The organism is Rasiella rasia, from assembly GCF_011044175.1.
In the GTDB taxonomy this organism is placed as follows: Bacteria; Bacteroidota; Bacteroidia; order Flavobacteriales; family Flavobacteriaceae; genus Marinirhabdus; species Marinirhabdus rasia.
The window spans coordinates 976,663-997,905 of record NZ_CP049057.1 but is presented as its reverse complement, the minus strand read 5'-3'; the positions used below and the strand labels follow the sequence as shown (position 1 = coordinate 997,905).

Below are 21,243 nucleotides of genomic sequence, written 5' to 3'. Positions count from 1 at the left end.
AATCACATGTTTATAGTTAGGTACGTACTCATTGAACTACGTTAACCACTCATAGAATTAGCTCTTCACTCTTTTGTATAATTTTTATTCGAAAAAAATCGGATATTGTATTAAAATAGGCCCATCATTATAACATTGATAAGACAAGATTCATTTTTTCATATCGCAAGAAATAAGCTTCTTTTGATATGTATGCTTGTAGTGATACTACATGCTAAACATGATTCCGTAATTGCACAAGTTAATATTGATAGTCTTCAAAATGTTTTAAATGCCGAAATCTCTTCTAACGAGGCGTTAGAACTTCGATTATTACTAGCTGAGGCATACTTAGAAAGCAATTTAGAAATGGCAAGTGCTACTTTAGATACCATTCACGCTAATTTAAGCACCACTAGTAAACCCAAATTCTGGATTCGTTATCATCTTAACAGAAGTATTTTTCATAGAATTGATGGTACGTTATCATCTGGAATTTCCGAAGCAAATAAAGCATTACAACTTGCCAATGTGCATAAAGACTCGGTGCGCTACAAGTCGAAAATTTACAATATTCTAGGAGCATTATACGATGACGATTCTAATGCGAAAATGGCGCTAGCCCATCATTTTAAGGCACTTAGATATGCAGAGACTTTACAATATGACGCTCAAATTGCAACAATTTGTAATGGTATTGGACGAGTGTATTTGTATTTGTCTGAGTTTGATAATGCTAAAGAGTATTACTCGAGAGCTATTGCCATTAAAGAACGCAATAATGAATACGATCAACATTTAGGAACTTTCTATACCAATCTCAGCAACTGTTACGATGCAGAGGGTAAATATGCAGAATCTTTGGTGTATTTAAATAAAGCAATTCAACTTAAAGAAAAAGCGAAGAGCTTTGTAAGTATTATTCCTTCGTATAATAATAAGGCATATACCCTTTATTTAATGAAAAGGTTAGGTGAGGCTGAAACTACCATTCAAAAGGCGATTCATCTTGCAGATTCTTTAGCAATAGAAACCGAAGCGATGTATGCTTATAGTACGTATGCCGAAATTTTATTTGCCCAAAACAAAATTGCCAAGGCTGAAGAATATATGACACGGTCTATAGAAATGAGTAAGAAAAATAAGGACTTATACTTGGCGAAGTACAACCTTGATTTAATGTATAACATTTATTTGAAGAAGGGCGATTATAAAAAAGCGTTAGATTTTTTTAAGGAACGTAGTGTGGTTATGGACTCTATCTACAACATTAAAAGTAGAAGTGAAGTTGAAAAGCTCGCCCTTACCTATGAAACCGAAAAGAAAAATAAGGAAATAGAACTCCTTAACGCAGAGAAAAAAGTGAGTGCCATAGACTTAAAGAAAAGTAGACAGCTTCAATTAGCATTTTTGGCGGGTGCTGTATTAGCCATTTTAGTAATCATTCTCCTTTGGTCGCGTCATAAAAACAAAGTGAAAACAGACAAATTGGTTAAAGAAGCACTAGAGAAAAGTTATGAAAAGAAACTTTCAGAAACAGAGCTACAGGCCCTTCGCGCGCAAATGAATCCGCATTTTCTGTTTAATTGTTTAAATTCAATTAATAGTTTTATCATTAAAAACGAACAGGAACAAGCTTCAGAGTACTTGTCTAAGTTTAGCATGCTTATTAGAAAAGTTTTAAGCAATTCAAAGTTACCTAAAGTTACGCTCGCCAATGAACTTGAGGCCTTAGAATTGTACATTGAATTGGAAGCGTTGCGATGTAATCATAAATTTGAACACACTATTACTATAGAAGAATCTGTGGAAGTAGATTATCTCGAAATACCCCCACTTCTCATTCAGCCATATGTAGAAAACAGTATTTGGCACGGTTTAATGCACAAAGACAAAGGTGTTGGAAAGCTTTTTATAGACATTAAACAGCACAATAATATGCTAGTTTGTAGCATTGAAGACAACGGAATTGGTCGTAAAGCCGCAGCAATAAAAAGCCGCAGTAAAACGAAACAAAAATCGTTTGGAATGAATATTACCGAAGAACGCCTAGAGCATGTCAATGAAAAGTACAAAGAACGTAGCCAAGTAGAAATATTCGATTTAACTTCGGAAACTGGACTAGCATTAGGTACTAAAGTGATCATTAAAATTGCCATATAATGGAGATTCAAGCAATAATTATTGACGATGAACAGCACTGTATAGATACTCTTACATGGCAAATTAATAAATACACCAAGGAGGTACGTGTTGTAGCTGCATTTAGTTCGCCAAAAGAGGCGATTGTTTATCTTGAATCGAATGCCATAGATTTAGTATTTCTCGACATTGAAATGCCTGAAATGAATGGTTTCGACTTTTTAGCTCAAGTACAAAATATTCAGTTTGAAGTTATTTTTGCAACGGCGTATGACGAGTTTGCCATAAAAGCATTTCATGCTAGTGCAATTGATTACCTTTTGAAGCCAATTCACAAAGATTTACTTATTTCGTCAATTGCTAAAGTCCGTAAAAAGAAGCAACCAAAAATTCTTCCAGAACAGATGAATATTCTGTATGGAGCTCTTAATGCAAAAGAACCAGTTAAAGAACGTATTGCAGTACCTACTCAAGAAGGATTACATTTTGTTAGGGTAAATGAAATTTTATATTGTATTTCAAACAGTAACTACACGTTTATTTATTTAGATGGGGGAAAACAATTGCTCGTGAGTAAAACCCTCAAAGAAATTGAAGCCATGCTTCCAGTGCAAAGCTTTTTGCGCATACATCATTCGCATTTAATTAATTTTAAGAAAATCGAAAAATATATTCGCGGCGATGGTGGGTATGTAATTATGGACGATAAAAAATCGTTGAGCGTAAGCCGTAGTAGAAAGGAAGCGCTTCTTTCCAAATTCTAGCGATACATAGTTTTGTTACCTACTCATTGATTACCGTTAACTACAGTTAATTTAGGGCAATTACTCATCTTATGTATGTAAGTCCTTGTTTTTGAAATAGTTTTGAGATAAATCAAGAAACTATGCCAAGCAAAAAAGTAACATCGTATCAATTACTCTACATCGAAGGAGTTAAACAGAAAGCTTATATCAGTTGCTGGGATCAGGGACAATTTCAGGGCTACATCGATTTTTATGAACCCGAAGATTTGCCAGCGCCAGGCCTAAATAGCAACGGAAGCCTTCATTTAGCGTATCCGGTGGCCCGATTAGATGGTATTGTTCAAACACTTCGGGAAGAGAGCCCTATATACATTCAGGTCATCACCTCGGGTTCCTTCACTACGTGTAGAATTACCACCACTAATGAACCAGTTGGTGAGCAAGAAGGGCTAGCGATGTAGTTCAATTTCAATACTAACCTATAAGCTATTAATCATGCCAAAAAAAGAATTCAATTCATACAAAGTACACCTAACCCATGGAGTTTGGAGTGAAGCGCAGATTTTGTGCTATAAAAACAATGTTTATCAGGGAATTATAACTTTTATGTCTGGTACTATTAATGAACCAACAATTAATGCCAATGGTACTTTATCACTTTACTATCCTTATAACAAGTTTGAAGATATTTACACCTTGTGTAGAGAGGAGAGCCCTGTTTATATAGAAGTATGGGGAACTACAGATAAATATTGTAGAGTGACAACTGCTGCAGAACCTGTGGGTGAGGAGGAAGGAAATTAATTGGCTTTAAAGTTTATAGTTATGAAATCTACAACCTCACTTTTTGTTACAAGCTTACTGCTACCTTTTTTTGCCTTCAGTCAGGTGGGTATTGGCACTGTTACACCCAATGCCCAACTAGACATTCAAGCAAGTAATCAGGCCACCCCTTCAAATACAGACGGTGTCTTAATTCCAAAAGTAAACGAGTTTCCAGCAACCAACCCTACGGCCGCGCAAGATGGTATGTTGCTTTTTGCTACTGGAAATGGTAGTGTTGCTAAAGGGTTTTATTATTGGAATCACACAGTAGCCAATTGGGTTCAAGTTGTTGGAAGCTCAAATGCTGTGGGTAAAATAAATGAATTAGAAGATGCAAAGTCTGATGATGATGGTACCGATAACGGGTCTTCCATTTTCTTTGGAATTGATGCAGGGGCAAACGATAATGGTCAAAATAATTTTAATTTAGGAATTGGTTTAAATGCACTTAATGCTAATGTAGATGGTCAATTAAATATTGCCGTTGGGGGTAATGCTTTAGTATCTAATAGTGGTGGTGATCAAAATGTTGCATTGGGATATGGTACATTACAATTTAACACAACTGGTTTTAGAAACACTGCATTAGGGCATGGCGTAATGCGGTATACCACTACGGGTATCGAAAATGTAGGAGTTGGCAATGCTACCTTACAATGGAATCGAACGGGTAGTTACAATACGGCAATTGGAAAATGGTCTTTAACAGTAAATGAAGGAGGACATGGCAATACTACACTAGGTTATTTTACTGGTTATTATGTTGAAGATGGAAATTATAATACATTTATCGGCTACAGAGCAGGCGCTGGAACAGCCAGTCATACTAAATCATACAATGTTTTTTTGGGGAATCAAGCTGGATACAACGAAACAAATAGTCATAGATTATATATTGAAAATTCCGCATCTACAAACCCGCTTATTTATGGTGAGTTTGACAACAATATGTTAAGAGTTAATGGTACTTTACAAATAAATAATCCCGCAATTAATGGTTACAATCTTCCCGTAATCGATGGAACCGCAAATCAAGTAATTCAAACCGATGGTTCAGGAACTATATCTTGGGTAGATGTTAGTGCTGTTGAAACTCCCAACGATGCCTGGTATGAAGAAACCACCACTACAAAACCAGATGATATTAATGATAATATTTATACCCTCGGAAATGTGGCTATTGGTAAAACGGATGCATTGTTTAAATTAGATATTAGCGAGACAGGGGTTGTTACCAGAGGATTAAACCTAGTTATGACAGGGACCCATAACAATACCACCTATGGGCAATATATTGTAAATGCCACAAACGGTAGCGGAATTCATTATGGATCGTCAATTATATTATCAGGTATTAATGATGGAGAACAAGTTGGCATCTCATCACTTAATACAAATGTCGGCGATGGCAACCATTATGGTATCAAAAACTTATTACATGGTAATGGTGGTGGTACGCATTATGGTACTTTTAATGAGCTAATAAATGGCGGTTCAGGAGAACAGTATGGCACCTATAACACCATTACTAATACAGGTAATAGCACACATTTGGGTGTGTATAACTATTTAAATGGTACTGGTTCTGGAAATAAATATGGTATGTATACTACTATTGCTGGTACAGCAGGAGGTACGCATTATGGCATCTATTCTGAAGTTTTAAAATCAGGAAGTTTTGCGGGTTATTTTTTAGGAGATGTATCAGTTGCTAACGGAAAGTTTGAGGTAACTACCACAGCGGCTGCGGCAATTAAGGTTTTAGCTGCTAATGCCAACATCTCCTCTTTAGAATTATTTGAAACAGGCAACTTTGGCTATGAACTTCAGTACGATGGTAACAGTGATAAATTACATTTATGGTCGCGTAATTTTTCAGGAAATGAAGATATACGTATGACATGGCTAAAAAACGGAAACGTAGGGATTGGTACAACCGCCCCTGGCTATGCTTTAGATGTAACAGGTGACATTAATACAACAGGAGCCATTCGTCAATCGGGTGGTGCTTATAGCTTTCCCGATTATGTTTTTGAAAGCTATTTTAATGGAGCTTCAGAGTTTAACCCAAATTATACATTAAAGTCTCTAGAGAAAGTTGCATTATTTCTGAAAGAGAACAACCATTTACCAGGTGTTCAAAGCAGGGCAGAGGTAGCTAGGCATGGTTGGAATGTTTCCGAAAACGTTCGAAGCAATCTCGAAAAAATAGAAGAATTATACCTCTACGCAATTGAGGCAGACACTACGATTAAGAAACTTTCCGAAGAAAACAAAAATCTTAAAAAGCAACTCTTAAAACAAAAAGAAGACATTCAAGTAATAAAAGAAATGTTGAAGATTAAAAATTAAAAGGAACAGTTCGTCCTAGAATTTGGCAACTTAACTAAAATAAAGCTTTTATCTTTTGAGACGTACAAAAAGTAGCTAATTTGCAAAAGCCTCAGTTCTATAAACTTTAGCTTCTTATCATAACAAGACATGATGAGAAAATTTTTAGTTATTATAATCTTTTTAGCAAGTTTCACGCTTTCTGCCCAAGTGGGTATTGGCACTGTAACACCAGATCCTTCTTCACAATTGGATATTTCGGCTACAGACAAAGGGGTATTGATTCCGCGAGTCTCACTACCTGACGTTTCTAGTGCTATGTTAGATGGCGTTAATCCAGCAGCAACAGGATTACTGATTTATAATACAAATGCGCTAACAACTGGCGGCTCTGGCACAGGATATTATTATTACAATGGTCTTAGTTGGGAGCGACTAACCACTTCTTCTGCTGCCACTGGTGATCACGACTTCTACGAAGAAGGCACTACGACCGCCCCAGATGCTATTACAGATGATATTTTTACGCAAGGAAATGTTGCTATTGGTAAAGTAACTGCAGATTATCCGTTAGATATAGATGCTAGCGCTGCAACTAGAGGCTTGCAAGTTTCTATAGATGCTCCAACATCTGCAGCCCCTAGATTTGCACAGTTTAATGCATTTACAAATACCGCAAATGGAACTAACGTTGCGGTTGGAAATGATTTTGGGATTAATAGTTCAGGGTTTTTCTACGGAGTTCAAAACGATGTGCTGATTGCGTCGGGAAATCCCTTATTTACTGGATTTATGAATTATATTGTTAGTAATTCTACAAATTCAAATATTGGTATTAGAAATTTTTTCTCCGGAACTGGATCAGGCGAAAAAACAGCTGTTTCTAATGTATTAAGCGGGTCTGGAGATGGAATACAATACGGTTCACATACTACCATAAACAATTCTGGAGATGGTGAACATTATGGGCTTAGAACTCAACTTTCTGGTTTAGGTACTGGAACACATCACGGAGCTTTGAATGAATTAAATGGTGGGAACGGATTTCATTATGGTGTTGAAAATAGACTAAGCGGTTCAGGAACGGGCCCACAATACGGAACCTTCAACAGAATTTCTAATAGTGGAAATGCAGTTCATTATGGTACTTACAATGAACTTTCTGGTAATGGTAGCGGTGCGCATTATGGGGTGTATAACTATTTAACAGGGCTGAGTACGGGCTATCAAGCTGGTGTTGTAAATAGCATAGCAAGTAATAATAATAGTAATCAAGCAGGTGTTTCAACTTTGTTAAGCGGCTCAGGTAATGGAATTTATTTCGGGGTAAACACTACTAATAGTAACTCTGGGAGTGGGACGCATTTCGGTACCAGGCAAATTTTTTCTGGTGCTGGTTCTGGTGATAAATTTGGAGTGCAAAGTCAACTAGCAGGTGCTGGTTCAGGGGAACAAATAGGAGTTGATAATCTGGTGAATAATACGGGTTCGGGTATCCGGAAAGGAATTCTAAATACATTTTCTGGCATTAGCAATGGGGAGACATTTGGGATAGACAATCAATTGATTGGCACTGGCGATGGCGACCAAAAAGGTGTTGAAACTAATATTAATAATTCTGGAGATGGAGAACATATTGGAGCTAATGTAACTGTCTCTGGATCGGGTTCAGGGGCACACTATGGTCTTTATAATACACTGTCGGGTTCTGGAACTGGACTACAGTATGGTGTACGAAATCAGATTACGAATACCAACAATTCAACTCATACAGGCACCTACAATCTTTTATTCGGAAATGGAAATGGTAGTCATACAGGTTTTAGAGCTCAACTATCTGGTTCAGGTAGTGGATTAAAGATAGGTCTTTCTACAAGTATAGGAGGCGCCGGAAACAACAACCATTTTGGTAGTTATAATACCTTATCTGGTTCAGGAAGTGGAGAACATTTTGGAACACGAAATTTGCTTTCAGGAACTGGGACTGGAGATCAGTATGCGGTGTATAACTCAATATTGAATTCAGGTGACGGAGATCATTACGGTATTAGGAATATATTAGAAGGTAGTGGAACAGGCGCAAAGTACGGAACTTATAATTCTATCGAGTCAAGCGCTGGGGGTACACATTATGGCGTTTATTCAGATGTTCAAAAACCTGGAAGCTTTGCAGGGTACTTTCTTGGTGATGTATTATTTACTGAACTTGCAGGTGCAGGTAACAGAATGGTTGTAGCAGATGCTAGTGGAGTTGTTGGTACACAAACCATTCCAACTGGGGATATCACAGGTGTAACTGCTGGAGCAGGACTCATAGGAGGTGGAACAACTGGAGCAGTAACAATTACAGCTGCTGTAAATAACGGTTTGTATGTAAACGCAGGAGCAGATCGTATCCGATTGGGGGGAGCCTTGGTTGAAAATACTGCTATTACAAATGGAGCATTTGATTTTAATATCAACCTAAGTGACACTGGCAATTTTAACATTCAAGATAGTGGGGTAGATCATTTTACTGTTTCTTCTAATGGCGATGCATCTTTTGGAAGTGATGTGTATTGGCGTGAAAATAATACAGCCGGTACAATTTTAGGTCAATTTATAGATGATGGCAACGATGGCAGATTTGCCATAATGGAAAATGGTAGTATTAGCGTAGATTTAGACGCAAATACACAATTTGTTTTTAATGAACAGGGTCTCGATAGAAATTTTAGAGTTGAAAGTGATGATGAAGATAATATGTTTTTTATAGATGGTGGATTAAATAATATTGGGATTAAAACAGCGATTCCCGAGAAAAACCTACAAATTGATATAGACCGATATACTGGTGCCTCGGGATCAGGAGGAGTCTCCATTTTACAATCATTTACAGGGAACGAATGGACGTTGTATACCTCACAGAGTAGTGATGATTTAGCAATATACTATAACGGTACGCTGCGTGGGACTTTTAGTAGCGTAAATGGTACGTATTCTCCTTTTTCAGATAGAAGAATGAAAAAGAATATTCAAGACTTGGAGCCTGTTTTAGATAGAATACTCAAAATGAAACCTAAGAAATACCACATTAGAGATCAAAATAGTTCAGAAAAAAAATCGATTGGAGTACTAGCACAGGAAATAGAACAATTATTCCCTGAAGTAGTACGTACTATGGGAGATGATACTAATGGAAATGGTATAGTAGATTTAAAAACAGTTTCTTATACAGACTTAATCCCTGTTTTAATTAAAGGTGTACAAGAACAACAAGAACAGCTAGACGCACAGTCCAAAAAAATAGAGGCATTAGAAAAAATGGTAAAAGAATTGTTAGCATCTAAAAAGTAATTTTTTTTTACTCTGAAATTTTAATGATGTGGAATATGTCTAGAGTTTTTGAAAGTGTCTAAAATCATTTTTGGTATATTTAAATGTCAAGATTCGAAAATTCTAAGATTTATGTTGTCTCAGCTTCGTGAAATTACTTATAGAAATGTACTTTTTCTTGTATGGGTTGTGGCTGTACCATTCACAATGTATTCTCAAACTGCCGACGATCAATTAGAGAAAATTTTAAACGAATTTGCCCAAACCGAAAACCCTAGGGAAGGCATTAATAATCTACTAGCATTTCAGCACAAAATAGAGCAAACTAAAGATTCCTTAAAAGGACGTTACTTTCTTAATTTAGGTATTGCATATGGGCAGATAAACCACGCAGATTCATCATTTTGGTACCTTAAAAAAGCCGAAACGATTGCAAACCAAACAGAGTCAGATTTTTTGTTAGCCATGGTGAATAACACTCGTGGTTTGGTATTTATGGGGAAGGCCGAATATGAGGCATCTTTGAATGCATATCAGACGGTTATGAAACTCGCTGAAGGTAAAAATGACCCACAGCTTAATGATGTTTTAAGTAAAACCTATGGCAACTTAGGAGGTGTCTACTACCAGTTAGGGCAAATAGATAAAGCCTTAGAAACCACTAAAAAATGTTTAGCGCTTTCAATTGCTATCCAAGATACTACAGACATAGCACTAAACCATTTGCGGTTAGCGATGGTCTACAACGATTTAAATCAATTAGACGATGGAATAGACCATTTAAAAAAAGCTCGTAGTTTCTTTAAGAATTTAAACAACCAAACCATGTTGGTGTATTCTGAAAGTAATTTGGGTGAAATATTCTTAAAAAAGCAGAAATTAGACAGTGCTTTTATACACTATCGTCAGGCTCATGAATATGCTAAAATTTTAGGAGATCAGGAAGAGTATATTACCACATTGCTTGCTATGGCTAACGTTAAGCTTGAACAAAATAAACCTACCGAGTCTGAAAAATACGCTCAAAATGCACTGAGCAAAGCTAAAAACCACGGGTATTCTAATAGCGAGCAGAAGGCATATGATATTATGTATAAAGTTGCTTTAAAGAACGGCAATATTGGTAAAGCACTATCGTACCGCAACGCTTTCATACACCTTAAGGATTCATTGAGTAATATTGAGATTAAAGAGCGTGTTGCCGCTTTGGAAACTAAATATGAAACCGCAAAAAAGGAACAGGAGATACAAAAACTTACGTTCGAAGGTGAATTGAATGAAGCTGAACTCACTAAAACAAGAAATGAACTAATCATTATAATTATTAGTGGTTTGTCTATAATTGGAATGCTACTTCTTTTCTTCATTTCAAGACATAAGAAAATAAAGGCAGAAAAGGTTGCTCAAACGTTACAGGTTGAAGCCTTGCAAAAACGTTTTATGGAATTGCATAGTAGCCCGTCAGAACTTTCGGTTGACTTAAGAATGGAGGAGTTAAACCAAAAGCTACTCGCACCATTAACCGAACGAGAGTTTGAAACACTTAAACTATGTGTTGCCGGGAAAACCAATGCTACTATCGCAGAAGAATTATTTGTAACTATAAGTACGGTAAAGTTTCACCTGCGAAATGCGTACAGTAAATTGGGTGTCAACAATCGAAAAGAAGCTTTTCAATATATGTTAGAGTCTATTTGAGCCGTTCTATATCTTGGAAACAGAGGTACACACTCTGTAATGTTCTAATTTCCTAATTCAGTATAAATGCTTAAAAACAAGTAGGTTATAATTTATTTTTTAAATCCTAACCCGTAAGGTTAGGCTTTTATTAGTAATAAAAGTGCAGTTTTAATGTGAATTTCGAACAATTTAATTTGTGTCACAATGAAACTTAGACTGCTATTCTTTTTCGCCTTTTCTCATTTAACATTAACCATACTTGCTCAAGTGGGAATTGGTACCACAACCCCAGATGCTTCTTCAGTTCTAGAAATTAGTGCCACAGACAAGGGGGTTTTAATACCAAAAGTTTCACTGTCAGACATTTCAGATACAATGATAGATGGAACTAATACTGCTGCAGTAGGCTTACTTATCTACAATACCAACACCAGTACCACGGGTGGTTCTGGAGTTGGATATTATTATTTCAACGGAACCATATGGGAGCGATTATCTACAGCAGTGAGCTCGGGTGATCATGATTTTTATGAAGAAGGAACTACAACCTCGCCAGACGATATTAATGATGACATGTTTACAATGGGTAACCTTGCTATAGGAAAAAACACTGCCGATTGGTCACTAGATATAGAAAATACAGCCAATGAAAGAAGTATTAACGTGGTGGTGAATGGTGCAGATGATGGAACAAAATACGGGCAATATATTGAAAACACTAACACGGGTACAGGAACACATATCAACCAGTTTAATTTATTAAGTGGCAACGGTTCTGGTAGCCATCAAGGAATACAAAATTCACTTTCGGGCTCAGGGTCGGGCTCTCAAGTAGGAGTATATTCTTCAATTTCCAACACGGGGAATGGTCAACATACTGGGGGGTTGAATCAAATTTCTGGAAGTGGAACAGGGATTCATAGAGGTCTAAATAATGTTTTAGCGGGTACAGGATCAGGAAATCAATTTGGTGTGTCAAATACTATAAATAATTCGGGTAATGGCATTCATACAGCACTGAGCAATTTGCTTTCAGGAGGAGGTACAGGAGAAAAGACTGGAGTTGCAAATCAGTTTGGTACTTTGTCTAATGGTATTAAAACAGGCGTTTATAATCTATTTGAGGGAAATAACTCAAGCATGCGTACCGGTAGCAGAAATAGATTTTTAGGTACGGGATCTGGAGCCCAGAGAGGAGTTGTAAATGAAATTTTAAACTCAGGCAACGGACAGCATTATGGTACTTATTCAACTTTAAGTGGTGCAGGTAGTGGTAGCCACTTCGGAAATTGGACGTTATTAAATGGCGCAGGAACGGGTGTACAAATTGGGAATAGGGTTGCAATTGCTAATTCAGGAAACGCAACTCACTATGGTGAGTTTATTCGTTTAGAAGGAAATGGCACAGGAACACATAATGGCACCGAGATACAATTATCGGGCTCTGGGAGCGGAGCCCAATTAGGAACTATTAATGTAATTGATAATAGTGGCAACGGATTACATTATGGATCATATAATGTATTAAGCGGAACAGGAACAGGTACGCATTATGGAAATTGGACCAGACTCCAGGGGGTAGGTAATGGAATCCAAAATTCTACTTATAATGAAATTAACAACTCCGGAGATGCTAATCACCTAGGGACCTATAATTTGCTTTCGGGTAATGGTTTAGGTAGAAAAACAGGTCTAAATAATACAATCACAAGTAATGGAGACGGTTTGCATATAGCAATTGATAATAATTTACTAGGAACAGGAAATGGAGCACAATATGGACTAAAAAACTATTTTTTCAATACTGGAAGCTCAAATCCTCATTACGGTACTCATAACGAAATATATAGTAGCGGTGATGGGTTTCATTATGGAACTTATTCTATTTTGTCAAATAATGGCAATGGAAATAAATTTGGAGTGTATAATTCAATTGGAGGAGGAGGAACAGGATTGAAATATGGAGTATATTCTCAACTTGGCGGTACGGGAACAGGAGAGCATATAGGAACTAACAACCTGATTACAAATACAACTAATGGCAGGCATAAAGGAACACAAAATTATTTATCAGGAAATGGTTCAGGAATGAAAATTGGTGTAGACAATGTTATTTCAAGTGATGGTGATGGAGAGCATATAGGAACACAAAATAGTTTTTTAGCTACAGGAAATGGAGCGCAATATGGTGTAAAAAACTATTTTTCCAATAGTGGAAGCTCAAATCCTCATTACGGTACGTATAACGAATTCGATAGTATAGGTGATGGATTTCATTATGGTACGTATTCTAACTTTTCTGGTGGTGGAAATGGTAATAAATATGGGATATATAATTTAATTGAAGGAATAGGAACAGGAATTAAATATGGAGTATATAGTGAAATTATAAATACTGCTGGAGGTACCCATTACGGTATCTATTCTGAAGCATTAAAAGCAGGAAGTTATGCAGGATATTTTTTAGGGAGCCTGGCGATTGGAACTTCAGCTGGAAATATATATACTTTACCTTCATCACGAGGTACTAACGGCCAAATTATGCAAACCGATGGTGTTGGAAATATAAATTGGGTTAATCCCACCGCTTCTTACTGGACAAGAACCGGAGGCGTGTTAAATCTTGCTACTGCTACAGATGACATCGCATTTACAAGTGACCAGACCAGCATTACCTTTCCAGCAACTTCTGGAACCCCTCCTGCAATGATTTATATGTTCGATTCGGGCATTTCGAATGCAGATAGAATGGTAGTAGCTCATTCAACAAATTATTCAACCTTCGGACTCCAATACAGTGATAGCGACGATGCATTTCGTTTTTTAAGTGCAGGAAATAGTGTCGTAGAAATTGATTTAACAGGCACAACGGTCATGTCTGTTGTTGGAAATATTAACGTGAATGGCGATATTATTACCGACACCGCTACCTATCCAGATTATGTTTTCGAAAAGTATTTTGAGAATCACTCAGAAATTAACCCAGACTATAACTTTCTTTCGTTGAAGGAAACGAAAGCGTATATTTTATCTAATGGACACCTTCCGGGAGTACCTTCGTTTAAAGATGTGAAAGAAAATAATATGAGAATTAATCTCTCTGACGTTTCTGTAACCAATCTTGAAAAAATAGAAGAGCTTTTTATTTATGCTATTGAGGCTCAAGAACAATTAGAAGCACAACAAATGGAAATTGAAAAATTAAAAAAAGAAATGATTGAAATCAAAGCACTTCTTAAAAACAAGCAATAATCTCCCAAGCAACTTTCCTACATGAGTCCACTCGACAGAGTGGACTTCTTTTTATAAAATAGCTAACTCTTTCATACACGCATGCATCATTTCATAGGTACGTTCAATATCGGCGTCTAAACCAATTGAAAAACGAATTAATCCATCTGTCAAGCCCATTTCAGTTTGTTCGTCTTCGGGAATTTCCGAAGAGGTTGAAGTGCCAGGAGCGCTAAATAATGTTTTGTAGAAACCAAGACTTACGGCTAGATAACCAAGATTACGTTCTTGCATTAATTCCATTAGCTCATTAGCCTTATCTAAGCTACCAACATCTATAGTTAGCATCCCTCCAAAACCGTATTGAGGGTTCATTTGTTGTTTCATGAGCTCATGCCCGGGATGACTTTTTAAACCAGGATATACAGTTCGCAATCCGTCGGCCTCGAATTTTTCAGCTAAAAACAATGCATTTTTACTGTGTTGTTGCATTCTAATGTGCAGGGTTCGTAAATTTTTCAGAATAGAGGCAGCACGCAAACTATCCATAGATGCACCAAGTAACATACAAGCACCATCATTTACATTTCGTAGCGTATCTATTAATTCTTGAGTTCCGCATACCACACCACCCATAGTGTCACTGGCACCATTTATAAATTTGGTTAAACTATGCATTACAACATGTGCCCCTAACTTTGCTGGTGAAATACTTAATGGTGAAAATGTATTGTCTACTAATAATTGTAAGTTGTGTTTTTCTGCAATCTTCGCAAGACCTTTAATGTCTGCAATTTCCAATAACGGATTGCTAACACACTCGCAGAAAATTACTTTAGTTTGAGGGGTAATAGCCGCTTCCACCACATCAAGTTTGGTAATGTCTACAAAAGATGTGTCTATTCCCATTCGTGGAGTAAAGTTTTTTAGAAAGGCATAGGTGCCACCATAGATCGTACGACTCGATACAATGTGATCTCCAGCTTGGCAAAACTGTAAAAGTGTAGGTGTAATTGCACCCATACCACTTGCGGCTACATTTGCGGTTTCTGTACCCTCCATGGCTGCTAATGCTTCACCTAAATACAAATTTGAAGGAGTAGAGTGTCGAGAATACAAATAACAACCATCGGCATTCCCTTCAAAGGTGTCGAACATTGTTTTTGCAGAGAGGAAGGTGTAAGTAGAAGAGTCTGAAATAGATGGATTAACACCTCCAAATTCCCCAAAATACTGTAGGTCCTGAATGTTATTTGCGGGTTTAAATGTATTGTTATCTGATGCCATGATGAAATTTTTATATTCATCAAATGTAAATCGATTTAGAAAAAATATCAATCATAAAGTGTGTAATTAGTTTTATATTCTATAAATTATTAATTTGAAAGTTTATTGTTAATGAGTTTGTTGGTAAGTTTTGTACCTTTCAGAAAAATTTTCTGCCATGCAACTAGATGCTACCGATAAACGATTGCTGAACCTTCTTCAGGAAAATGCGAAGCAAACCAATAAGGAGCTTTCGTTAAAACTAAACTTGTCTGTTACAGCTGTGTTTGAACGCATCAAGAAACTAGAAAGAAAGGGGCTTATCTATAAATATGCCGCTCTACTCGATAAAACTAAGCTTAATTTGGGGTTTACCGTGTTCTGCCATATTAAATTGGTGAAGCATTCTGAAGAAAACATTACAAAATTTGAATCTAAAGTCATGCTACTTCCAGAGGTGATGGAATGTTTTCATGTGAGTGGTGACTACGACTATCTAATAAAGGTGCTAGTGCGAGATATGGATCATTTTAGAGCGTTTATGGTAAGTAAACTCACCGTTATAGAGCATATAGGAAGCACAACTAGTTCGTTTAGCATTAATGAAGTTAAAAATACATTGGCCTTAAACCTTAGCTAGCAAAATTCTGTATCTTCGATGTATGAGTCAAACTAACCAATTTCGTTGTGTCGAGTTTTTCGTGCTATTTATAGTATTGCCTGTAAGTTTGGCTATAAATTTTAATGTTTGGATTAAGGTAGGATTGGTAGCAAGCGGATTTATTTATGTTTTATGGGTGCTTCGGAAATCTGAGGCGATTAAATTTACGGTAAAGAAGAATATAGATTGGAATGCATTTTGGCGTAGACTGGGTGTTACATTTCTGATGGTTGTAATTGCCACTACCAGTTATGTCTGGTTCGTAGATAAAGAGGCTCTCTTTTTTGTACCAAAAACCAATCCCATGTTATTTGTCTTTATATTGTTTGTCTATACATTTCTTTCTGTGTGGCCGCAAGAAATTATTTATAGAACCTTCTTTTTTGAACGTTACGAAGTATTATTTAAAAACAAGACGCTTTTTATCTTTATAAATGCCATTGTCTTCTCCTTGGCACATTTGTTTTTTAGAAACACCTTGGTTTTAATACTCACATTTATTGGAGGAATTATCTTTGGATATACTTACCTAAAGTTTCGCAGTACTACGGCAGTAAGCATAGAGCATGCACTCTACGGAAATTGGCTCTTTACCGTAGGCATGGGACAGATGTTGGCATTCCCTGGCATGGAGCCAATGTCCTAAACATATAAACTACTAAACTTTTAAACTACAAACAACCTTCGTACCTTTGCATTCGCATTTTAAAACTCACACTATGTCTAAATATGATGTTGCTATAATTGGTTCGGGCCCTGGAGGCTATGTTGCTGCTATTCGTTGTGCCCAATTGGGTATGAAAACGGCAATTATTGAAAAATATAATACGCTAGGAGGAACCTGTCTTAACGTTGGCTGTATACCAAGTAAAGCGCTTTTAGATTCTTCGCACCATTACGAAGATGCTCTAAAACATTTTGAAGAGCACGGAATTGACATTCCAGGTGAAATTAAGCTTAACTTTAAGAAAATGATCGAACGCAAAGCTGCTGTAGTTAAACAAACCACAGACGGGATCAACTTTTTAATGAACAAAAATAAAATCGATGTATTTACCGGTATGGGGTCGTTTATAGACGCTACCCATATCGCAATTAATGGAGAGAAAAAACAAACTATTGAAGCCGCCAACACTATCATTGCAACAGGTAGTAAGCCGGCTACACTACCTTTTATAAAAATAGACAAAGAACGTATCATTACTTCTACAGAAGCGTTAACTCTTTCTGAAATTCCTAAACATATGATTGTTATAGGAGGTGGAGTAATTGGTCTAGAATTAGGGCAAGTATACAGACGTTTAGGTGCCGAAGTATCTGTGGTAGAATATATGGATAGAATCATACCAACCATGGATAGCTCGCAAAGTAGAGAATTAACGAAAGTGATGAAAAAACAAGGCGTTAAATTCTACCTTTCGCATAAAGTTTCTGCAGTATCTAGATCGGGAGATGAAATTACTGTGACTGCAACAGATAAAAAAGATAAAGAAGTAACCCTTACTGGCGATTATTGTTTGGTTTCTGTAGGTAGAAGAGCGTATACAGATGGGCTAAATGCTGAAAACGCTGGTGTGAAAATTACCGAGCGCGGACAAGTAGATGTAAACGATCACTTACAGACAAATGTAAAAAATATCTACGCAATTGGTGATGTGGTTCGTGGAGCAATGCTAGCTCACAAGGCCGAAGAAGAAGGAGTAATGGTTGCTGAAATTTTAGCGGGACAAAAGCCTCATATCGATTACAACCTTATACCTGGCGTGGTCTATACGTGGCCTGAGGTAGCAAGTGTTGGTAAAACAGAAGAACAGTTAAAAGAAGCAAATGTATCGTATAAGTCTGGTCAATTTCCAATGCGTGCCTTAGGAAGAAGTCGCGCTAGTGGAGATACCGATGGATTTGTTAAAATATTAAGCGACGCCACTACAGATGAAATTTTAGGTGTACATATGGTGGGTGCAAGAGTAGCAGACCTTATTGCTGAAATGGTTGTGGGTATGGAGTTTCGTGCGAGTGCAGAAGATATTGCACGTATGAGCCACGCACATCCAACCTACGCAGAAGCTGTAAAAGAAGCGGCCTTGGCTGCCACAGGAGATAGAGCTTTACATAGTTAATCATAAATTACAATCATTAAAAAACCATTTCTAATCATTAGGAATGGTTTTTTGTTTTCAATACCTTTCGGTTTCGTATGCGGTACATCACTTCTAAGACTTGTAAACTTACTCCATTGCTAAAGCAAAAAATACTTGCTTGGGCGTCTCAATTTGAAGAGGTGGCTTGGTTAGATAGCAATGAACACCTTCAAAAACATAGCCATCATCAGGCAATATTAGCGGTAGACGCATTTACGGCAATAAAAACAGATGTATACAATGCTTTTGAAAAATTAGACGAATACCAAACTGTCACAAAAGATTGGCTTTTTGGCTATTTAAGTTACGATCTTAAAAATGATGTGGAAGCCTTAACATCTAAAAACTATGACGGATTAAATTTTCCTGATTTGTATTTTTTTCAACCAAAGAAGGTATTTCTTTTTTCTGAAACCGATGTTGAAATACACTATCTAAACATGGTAGATGATGAGGTAGAAATAGATTGGGAAGCGATTCAAAACACTAAAGTTTCCGAAGAAAGTACCCCTAAAACTATTAAAATAAAACTACGCACCAGCAAAGATAATTACGCAAGTAAAGTCGCTAAAATGCTAGAACATATAGAACGTGGCGATATTTATGAGGCTAATTTCTGTCAGGAATTTTATGCTGAAAATACAAATATGAATCCGTTGGCTGTATTTGAAGCTTTAAACGCAATCTCAAGACCGCCATTTGCTACCTTTTTAAAACTAGATGCACATTTTGTGCTCTCTGCTTCGCCAGAACGATATCTTAAGAAAACGGGTGCAAGCATAATCTCCCAACCTATAAAAGGAACTGCAAAACGGCTAGAAGACCCAAAAGAAGACGCTAAAATGGTAATTCATTTGGCCAACGACCCAAAAGAGCGTAGCGAAAATATAATGATTGCCGATCTGGTGCGAAATGATCTTTCGCGCATTGCTAAAAAAGGATCGGTGTATGTAGAAGAACTTTGTAAAATTTATACTTTCGATCAGGTACATCAGATGATTTCTACCATTGGCTGTGAGGCAGAAACAGGGTTTTCTCCTGTGCAAATTATTAAAAATACGTACCCAATGGGGAGTATGACAGGAGCCCCTAAGGTAAGTGCCATGAAGATTATTGAAACTCTAGAAGATGCTAAACGAGGTGTTTACAGCGGTGCGGTTGGGTATTTTACACCTACTGGCGATTTTGATTTTAATGTGGTTATACGTAGTATTTTATATAACCAGACAAAAAAATACGTTAGCTTTTCTGTGGGAGGAGCCATTACAGCCAAATCTAATATAGAGGCGGAGTATGAAGAATGTCTTCTAAAGGCCAAAGCAATGCGTAGCGTATTAGAATGAGAACTGAATAGTAGTTTACTTATTCGTAAAGGTTCTGAATCCATTTTTATGCATCCATGACTACATAAATACTATTTATGCACTCTAGACAACATAAATATGTTTTATGCATTCTAGACAACATAAATTGCTATATTTGTAAAAAATAAAAGGTGAACTATACAGTAATTTCGGGTGATATTATATCTTCCACTAGCTTAGGAAGCGAGGATAAAAAGGCTTTAGAAAAGCACTTAGCACTGCTACTAGCAGATCTTGAGAAACATTTTAATGCCTTTGGTCGCGTGTTAAAAGGCGATTATATTGAATGCGTTATTCCAAATGCGGGAGAAGCTTTGCAAGCTTGTTTGGCGATTAAAAGTTTTGTGAAAACCATACCCATTTCTCAAAAAACACTCGAAAAAGATAAACACCGAGTAAAGTTGTTTAAAGAGCATGGTGTACGTCTTGCCATTGGTTATGGGCCTCTAGAGCGGTATCAACCTAATGAAGGCGTGATAGATGGGGAGGCAATTTATCTTTCAGGTAGAACAATAAATACTCGTTCTACGCATGACAAAGAGCGTATCGTGATAAAAAACACCTTGTTTTTCGCTTCAAAAAATACTGTCATGAATAAAAAGTGGACGGCTATTTTAGAATTGTTGGATGTACTGTTTACCAAAGCAACCCAACGCCAATGCGAAGTGGTATATTTAAAGCTATTAGGTGCTAACGAAGAGACAATTTCAAAAAACCTAGGGATTGATCAATCTGTGGTAAATAGACACTCTACAAACGTAGGATGGAATGCTATAGAAACCGCCGTATCTTATTTTAATGAATCTCTAACACAATAAATGATGGAGTTTACCGAATTTTTATTGCTTCAGTTTTTAGCACATTTGCTGGCAGATTATTTTTTTCAGACAAATAAGATGGCGCATCAAAAAAACACCTTAGGGTTTAAAAGTAGATTGTTACCGCTACATATTCTTATAGTTTTTGCTTGTTCTTGGTTGTTATCATTTCAAATAGAGTTTTTTGTAGGCGCGGGTATTATAGCCATCCTTCATTATATCATAGATGGTTTTAAGGCCACAATAACAACGCATAAAACCCTCTGGAAATATGCTTTCTTTGCAGATCAAATCCTTCATTTAGTAGTGTTGGTGGCAGTTTCATGCCTTTTTGCAAGCTATCATGGTCTGCAGCCATTATGGGATATTCCGTTCTCTGCCAATGGTATTGCCATAGTTATTGCTTATTTATGCTGCTTGAAACCTGCAAATATTGTTATAAAAGAAGTTTTTCGTTCTTCCCAAATAGATGTCGCCATTGCTAAACAAGAAAAGGCAGAAATATTAGATGGCGCAGATGAGCTTCCAAACGCAGGAAAGCTCATTGGTATTTTAGAACGTACACTGGCACTCACATTTATTCTTATTGGTCAATACCAAGCAGTTGGTTTCTTAATTGCTGCTAAGTCTATTTTGCGTTATAAAGACACAGACACGCTAAAAACAGAGTATGTGCTTATTGGTACCATGTTAAGCTTTGGTATTGCGGTGGTTTTGGGTATTTTAGCAGGTGTTTTATAAAAC

General features: G+C 36.8%; 15 protein-coding genes. 14 read left to right on the top strand and 1 reads right to left on the bottom strand.

Translation table 11 applies throughout. The features are described 5' to 3' along the window. The first annotated feature begins 192 nt into the window (after positions 1–192). From G5B37_RS04605 to G5B37_RS04570, 8 genes are all read left to right on the top strand, one after another. Complete coding sequence (locus tag G5B37_RS04605; RefSeq protein WP_164678894.1) at positions 193–2,142, top strand: tetratricopeptide repeat-containing sensor histidine kinase; 1,950 nt, start codon at positions 193–195, stop codon at positions 2,140–2,142. Continuing rightward, on the top strand, positions 2,142–2,885 hold the full coding sequence (locus tag G5B37_RS04600) for a LytR/AlgR family response regulator transcription factor (protein WP_164678893.1): 744 nt from the start codon (positions 2,142–2,144) through the stop codon (positions 2,883–2,885). The genes G5B37_RS04605 and G5B37_RS04600 overlap by 1 nt, the downstream gene beginning before the upstream one ends. A 122-nt stretch (positions 2,886–3,007) precedes the next feature. Further along, positions 3,008–3,328, top strand: coding sequence for a hypothetical protein (locus G5B37_RS04595; protein WP_164678892.1), 321 nt, complete (start codon positions 3,008–3,010; stop codon positions 3,326–3,328). 34 nt (positions 3,329–3,362) lie between these two features. Beyond that, positions 3,363–3,671: a hypothetical protein gene (locus G5B37_RS04590; RefSeq protein ID WP_164678891.1), complete on the top strand. Its 309-nt coding sequence runs from the start codon at positions 3,363–3,365 to the stop codon at positions 3,669–3,671. Positions 3,672–3,692: 21 nt separating this feature from the next. Beyond that, positions 3,693–6,044 carry an autotransporter outer membrane beta-barrel domain-containing protein gene (locus G5B37_RS04585; protein ID WP_164678890.1) on the top strand — a complete coding sequence of 784 codons (2,352 nt, stop codon included), beginning with the start codon at positions 3,693–3,695 and terminating at the stop codon, positions 6,042–6,044. A 132-nt stretch (positions 6,045–6,176) separates the two neighbouring features. Then, the gene (locus G5B37_RS04580) at positions 6,177–9,359 is read left to right on the top strand and encodes a tail fiber domain-containing protein (RefSeq protein ID WP_164678889.1); all 3,183 of its coding nucleotides are present in this window, start codon (positions 6,177–6,179) and stop codon (positions 9,357–9,359) included. Between the two features lie 111 nt (positions 9,360–9,470). Beyond that, positions 9,471–11,036, top strand: coding sequence for a LuxR family transcriptional regulator (locus G5B37_RS04575; protein WP_164678888.1), 1,566 nt, complete (start codon positions 9,471–9,473; stop codon positions 11,034–11,036). 186 nt (positions 11,037–11,222) lie between these two features. After that, positions 11,223–14,270: a beta strand repeat-containing protein gene (locus tag G5B37_RS04570; RefSeq protein WP_164678887.1), complete on the top strand. Its 3,048-nt coding sequence runs from the start codon at positions 11,223–11,225 to the stop codon at positions 14,268–14,270. A 51-nt stretch (positions 14,271–14,321) separates the two neighbouring features. Here G5B37_RS04570 and G5B37_RS04565 read toward each other — a convergent pair whose 3' ends face one another. Continuing rightward, a complete protein-coding gene (locus G5B37_RS04565) occupies positions 14,322–15,536 on the bottom strand; it encodes an aminotransferase class I/II-fold pyridoxal phosphate-dependent enzyme (RefSeq protein WP_164678886.1) in 1,215 nt (404 codons plus the stop codon). Positions 15,537–15,693: 157 nt separating this feature from the next. Here G5B37_RS04565 and G5B37_RS04560 point away from each other — a divergent pair, with 157 nt between their 5' ends. The 6 genes from G5B37_RS04560 to G5B37_RS04535 all read left to right on the top strand — a co-directional run bounded on the left by G5B37_RS04560 (position 15,694) and on the right by G5B37_RS04535 (position 21,240). Further along, positions 15,694–16,155: an Lrp/AsnC family transcriptional regulator gene (locus G5B37_RS04560; RefSeq protein WP_164678885.1), complete on the top strand. Its 462-nt coding sequence runs from the start codon at positions 15,694–15,696 to the stop codon at positions 16,153–16,155. 22 nt (positions 16,156–16,177) lie between these two features. Next, a complete protein-coding gene (locus G5B37_RS04555) occupies positions 16,178–16,822 on the top strand; it encodes a CPBP family intramembrane glutamic endopeptidase (protein WP_164678884.1) in 645 nt (214 codons plus the stop codon). Positions 16,823–16,895: 73 nt separating this feature from the next. Next, a complete protein-coding gene (gene lpdA, locus G5B37_RS04550; RefSeq protein ID WP_164678883.1) occupies positions 16,896–18,296 on the top strand; it encodes a dihydrolipoyl dehydrogenase in 1,401 nt (466 codons plus the stop codon). Positions 18,297–18,373: 77 nt separating this feature from the next. After that, the gene (gene pabB / locus G5B37_RS04545; RefSeq protein ID WP_164678882.1) at positions 18,374–19,660 is read left to right on the top strand and encodes an aminodeoxychorismate synthase component I; all 1,287 of its coding nucleotides are present in this window, start codon (positions 18,374–18,376) and stop codon (positions 19,658–19,660) included. Positions 19,661–19,812: 152 nt separating this feature from the next. After that, entirely contained in the window at positions 19,813–20,499 is a 687-nt protein-coding gene (locus tag G5B37_RS04540) for a fumarate hydratase (protein WP_164678881.1), read from the top strand. Next, on the top strand, positions 20,500–21,240 hold the full coding sequence (locus G5B37_RS04535) for a DUF3307 domain-containing protein (protein WP_263649843.1): 741 nt from the start codon (positions 20,500–20,502) through the stop codon (positions 21,238–21,240). Positions 21,241–21,243: the final 3 nt, after the last annotated feature.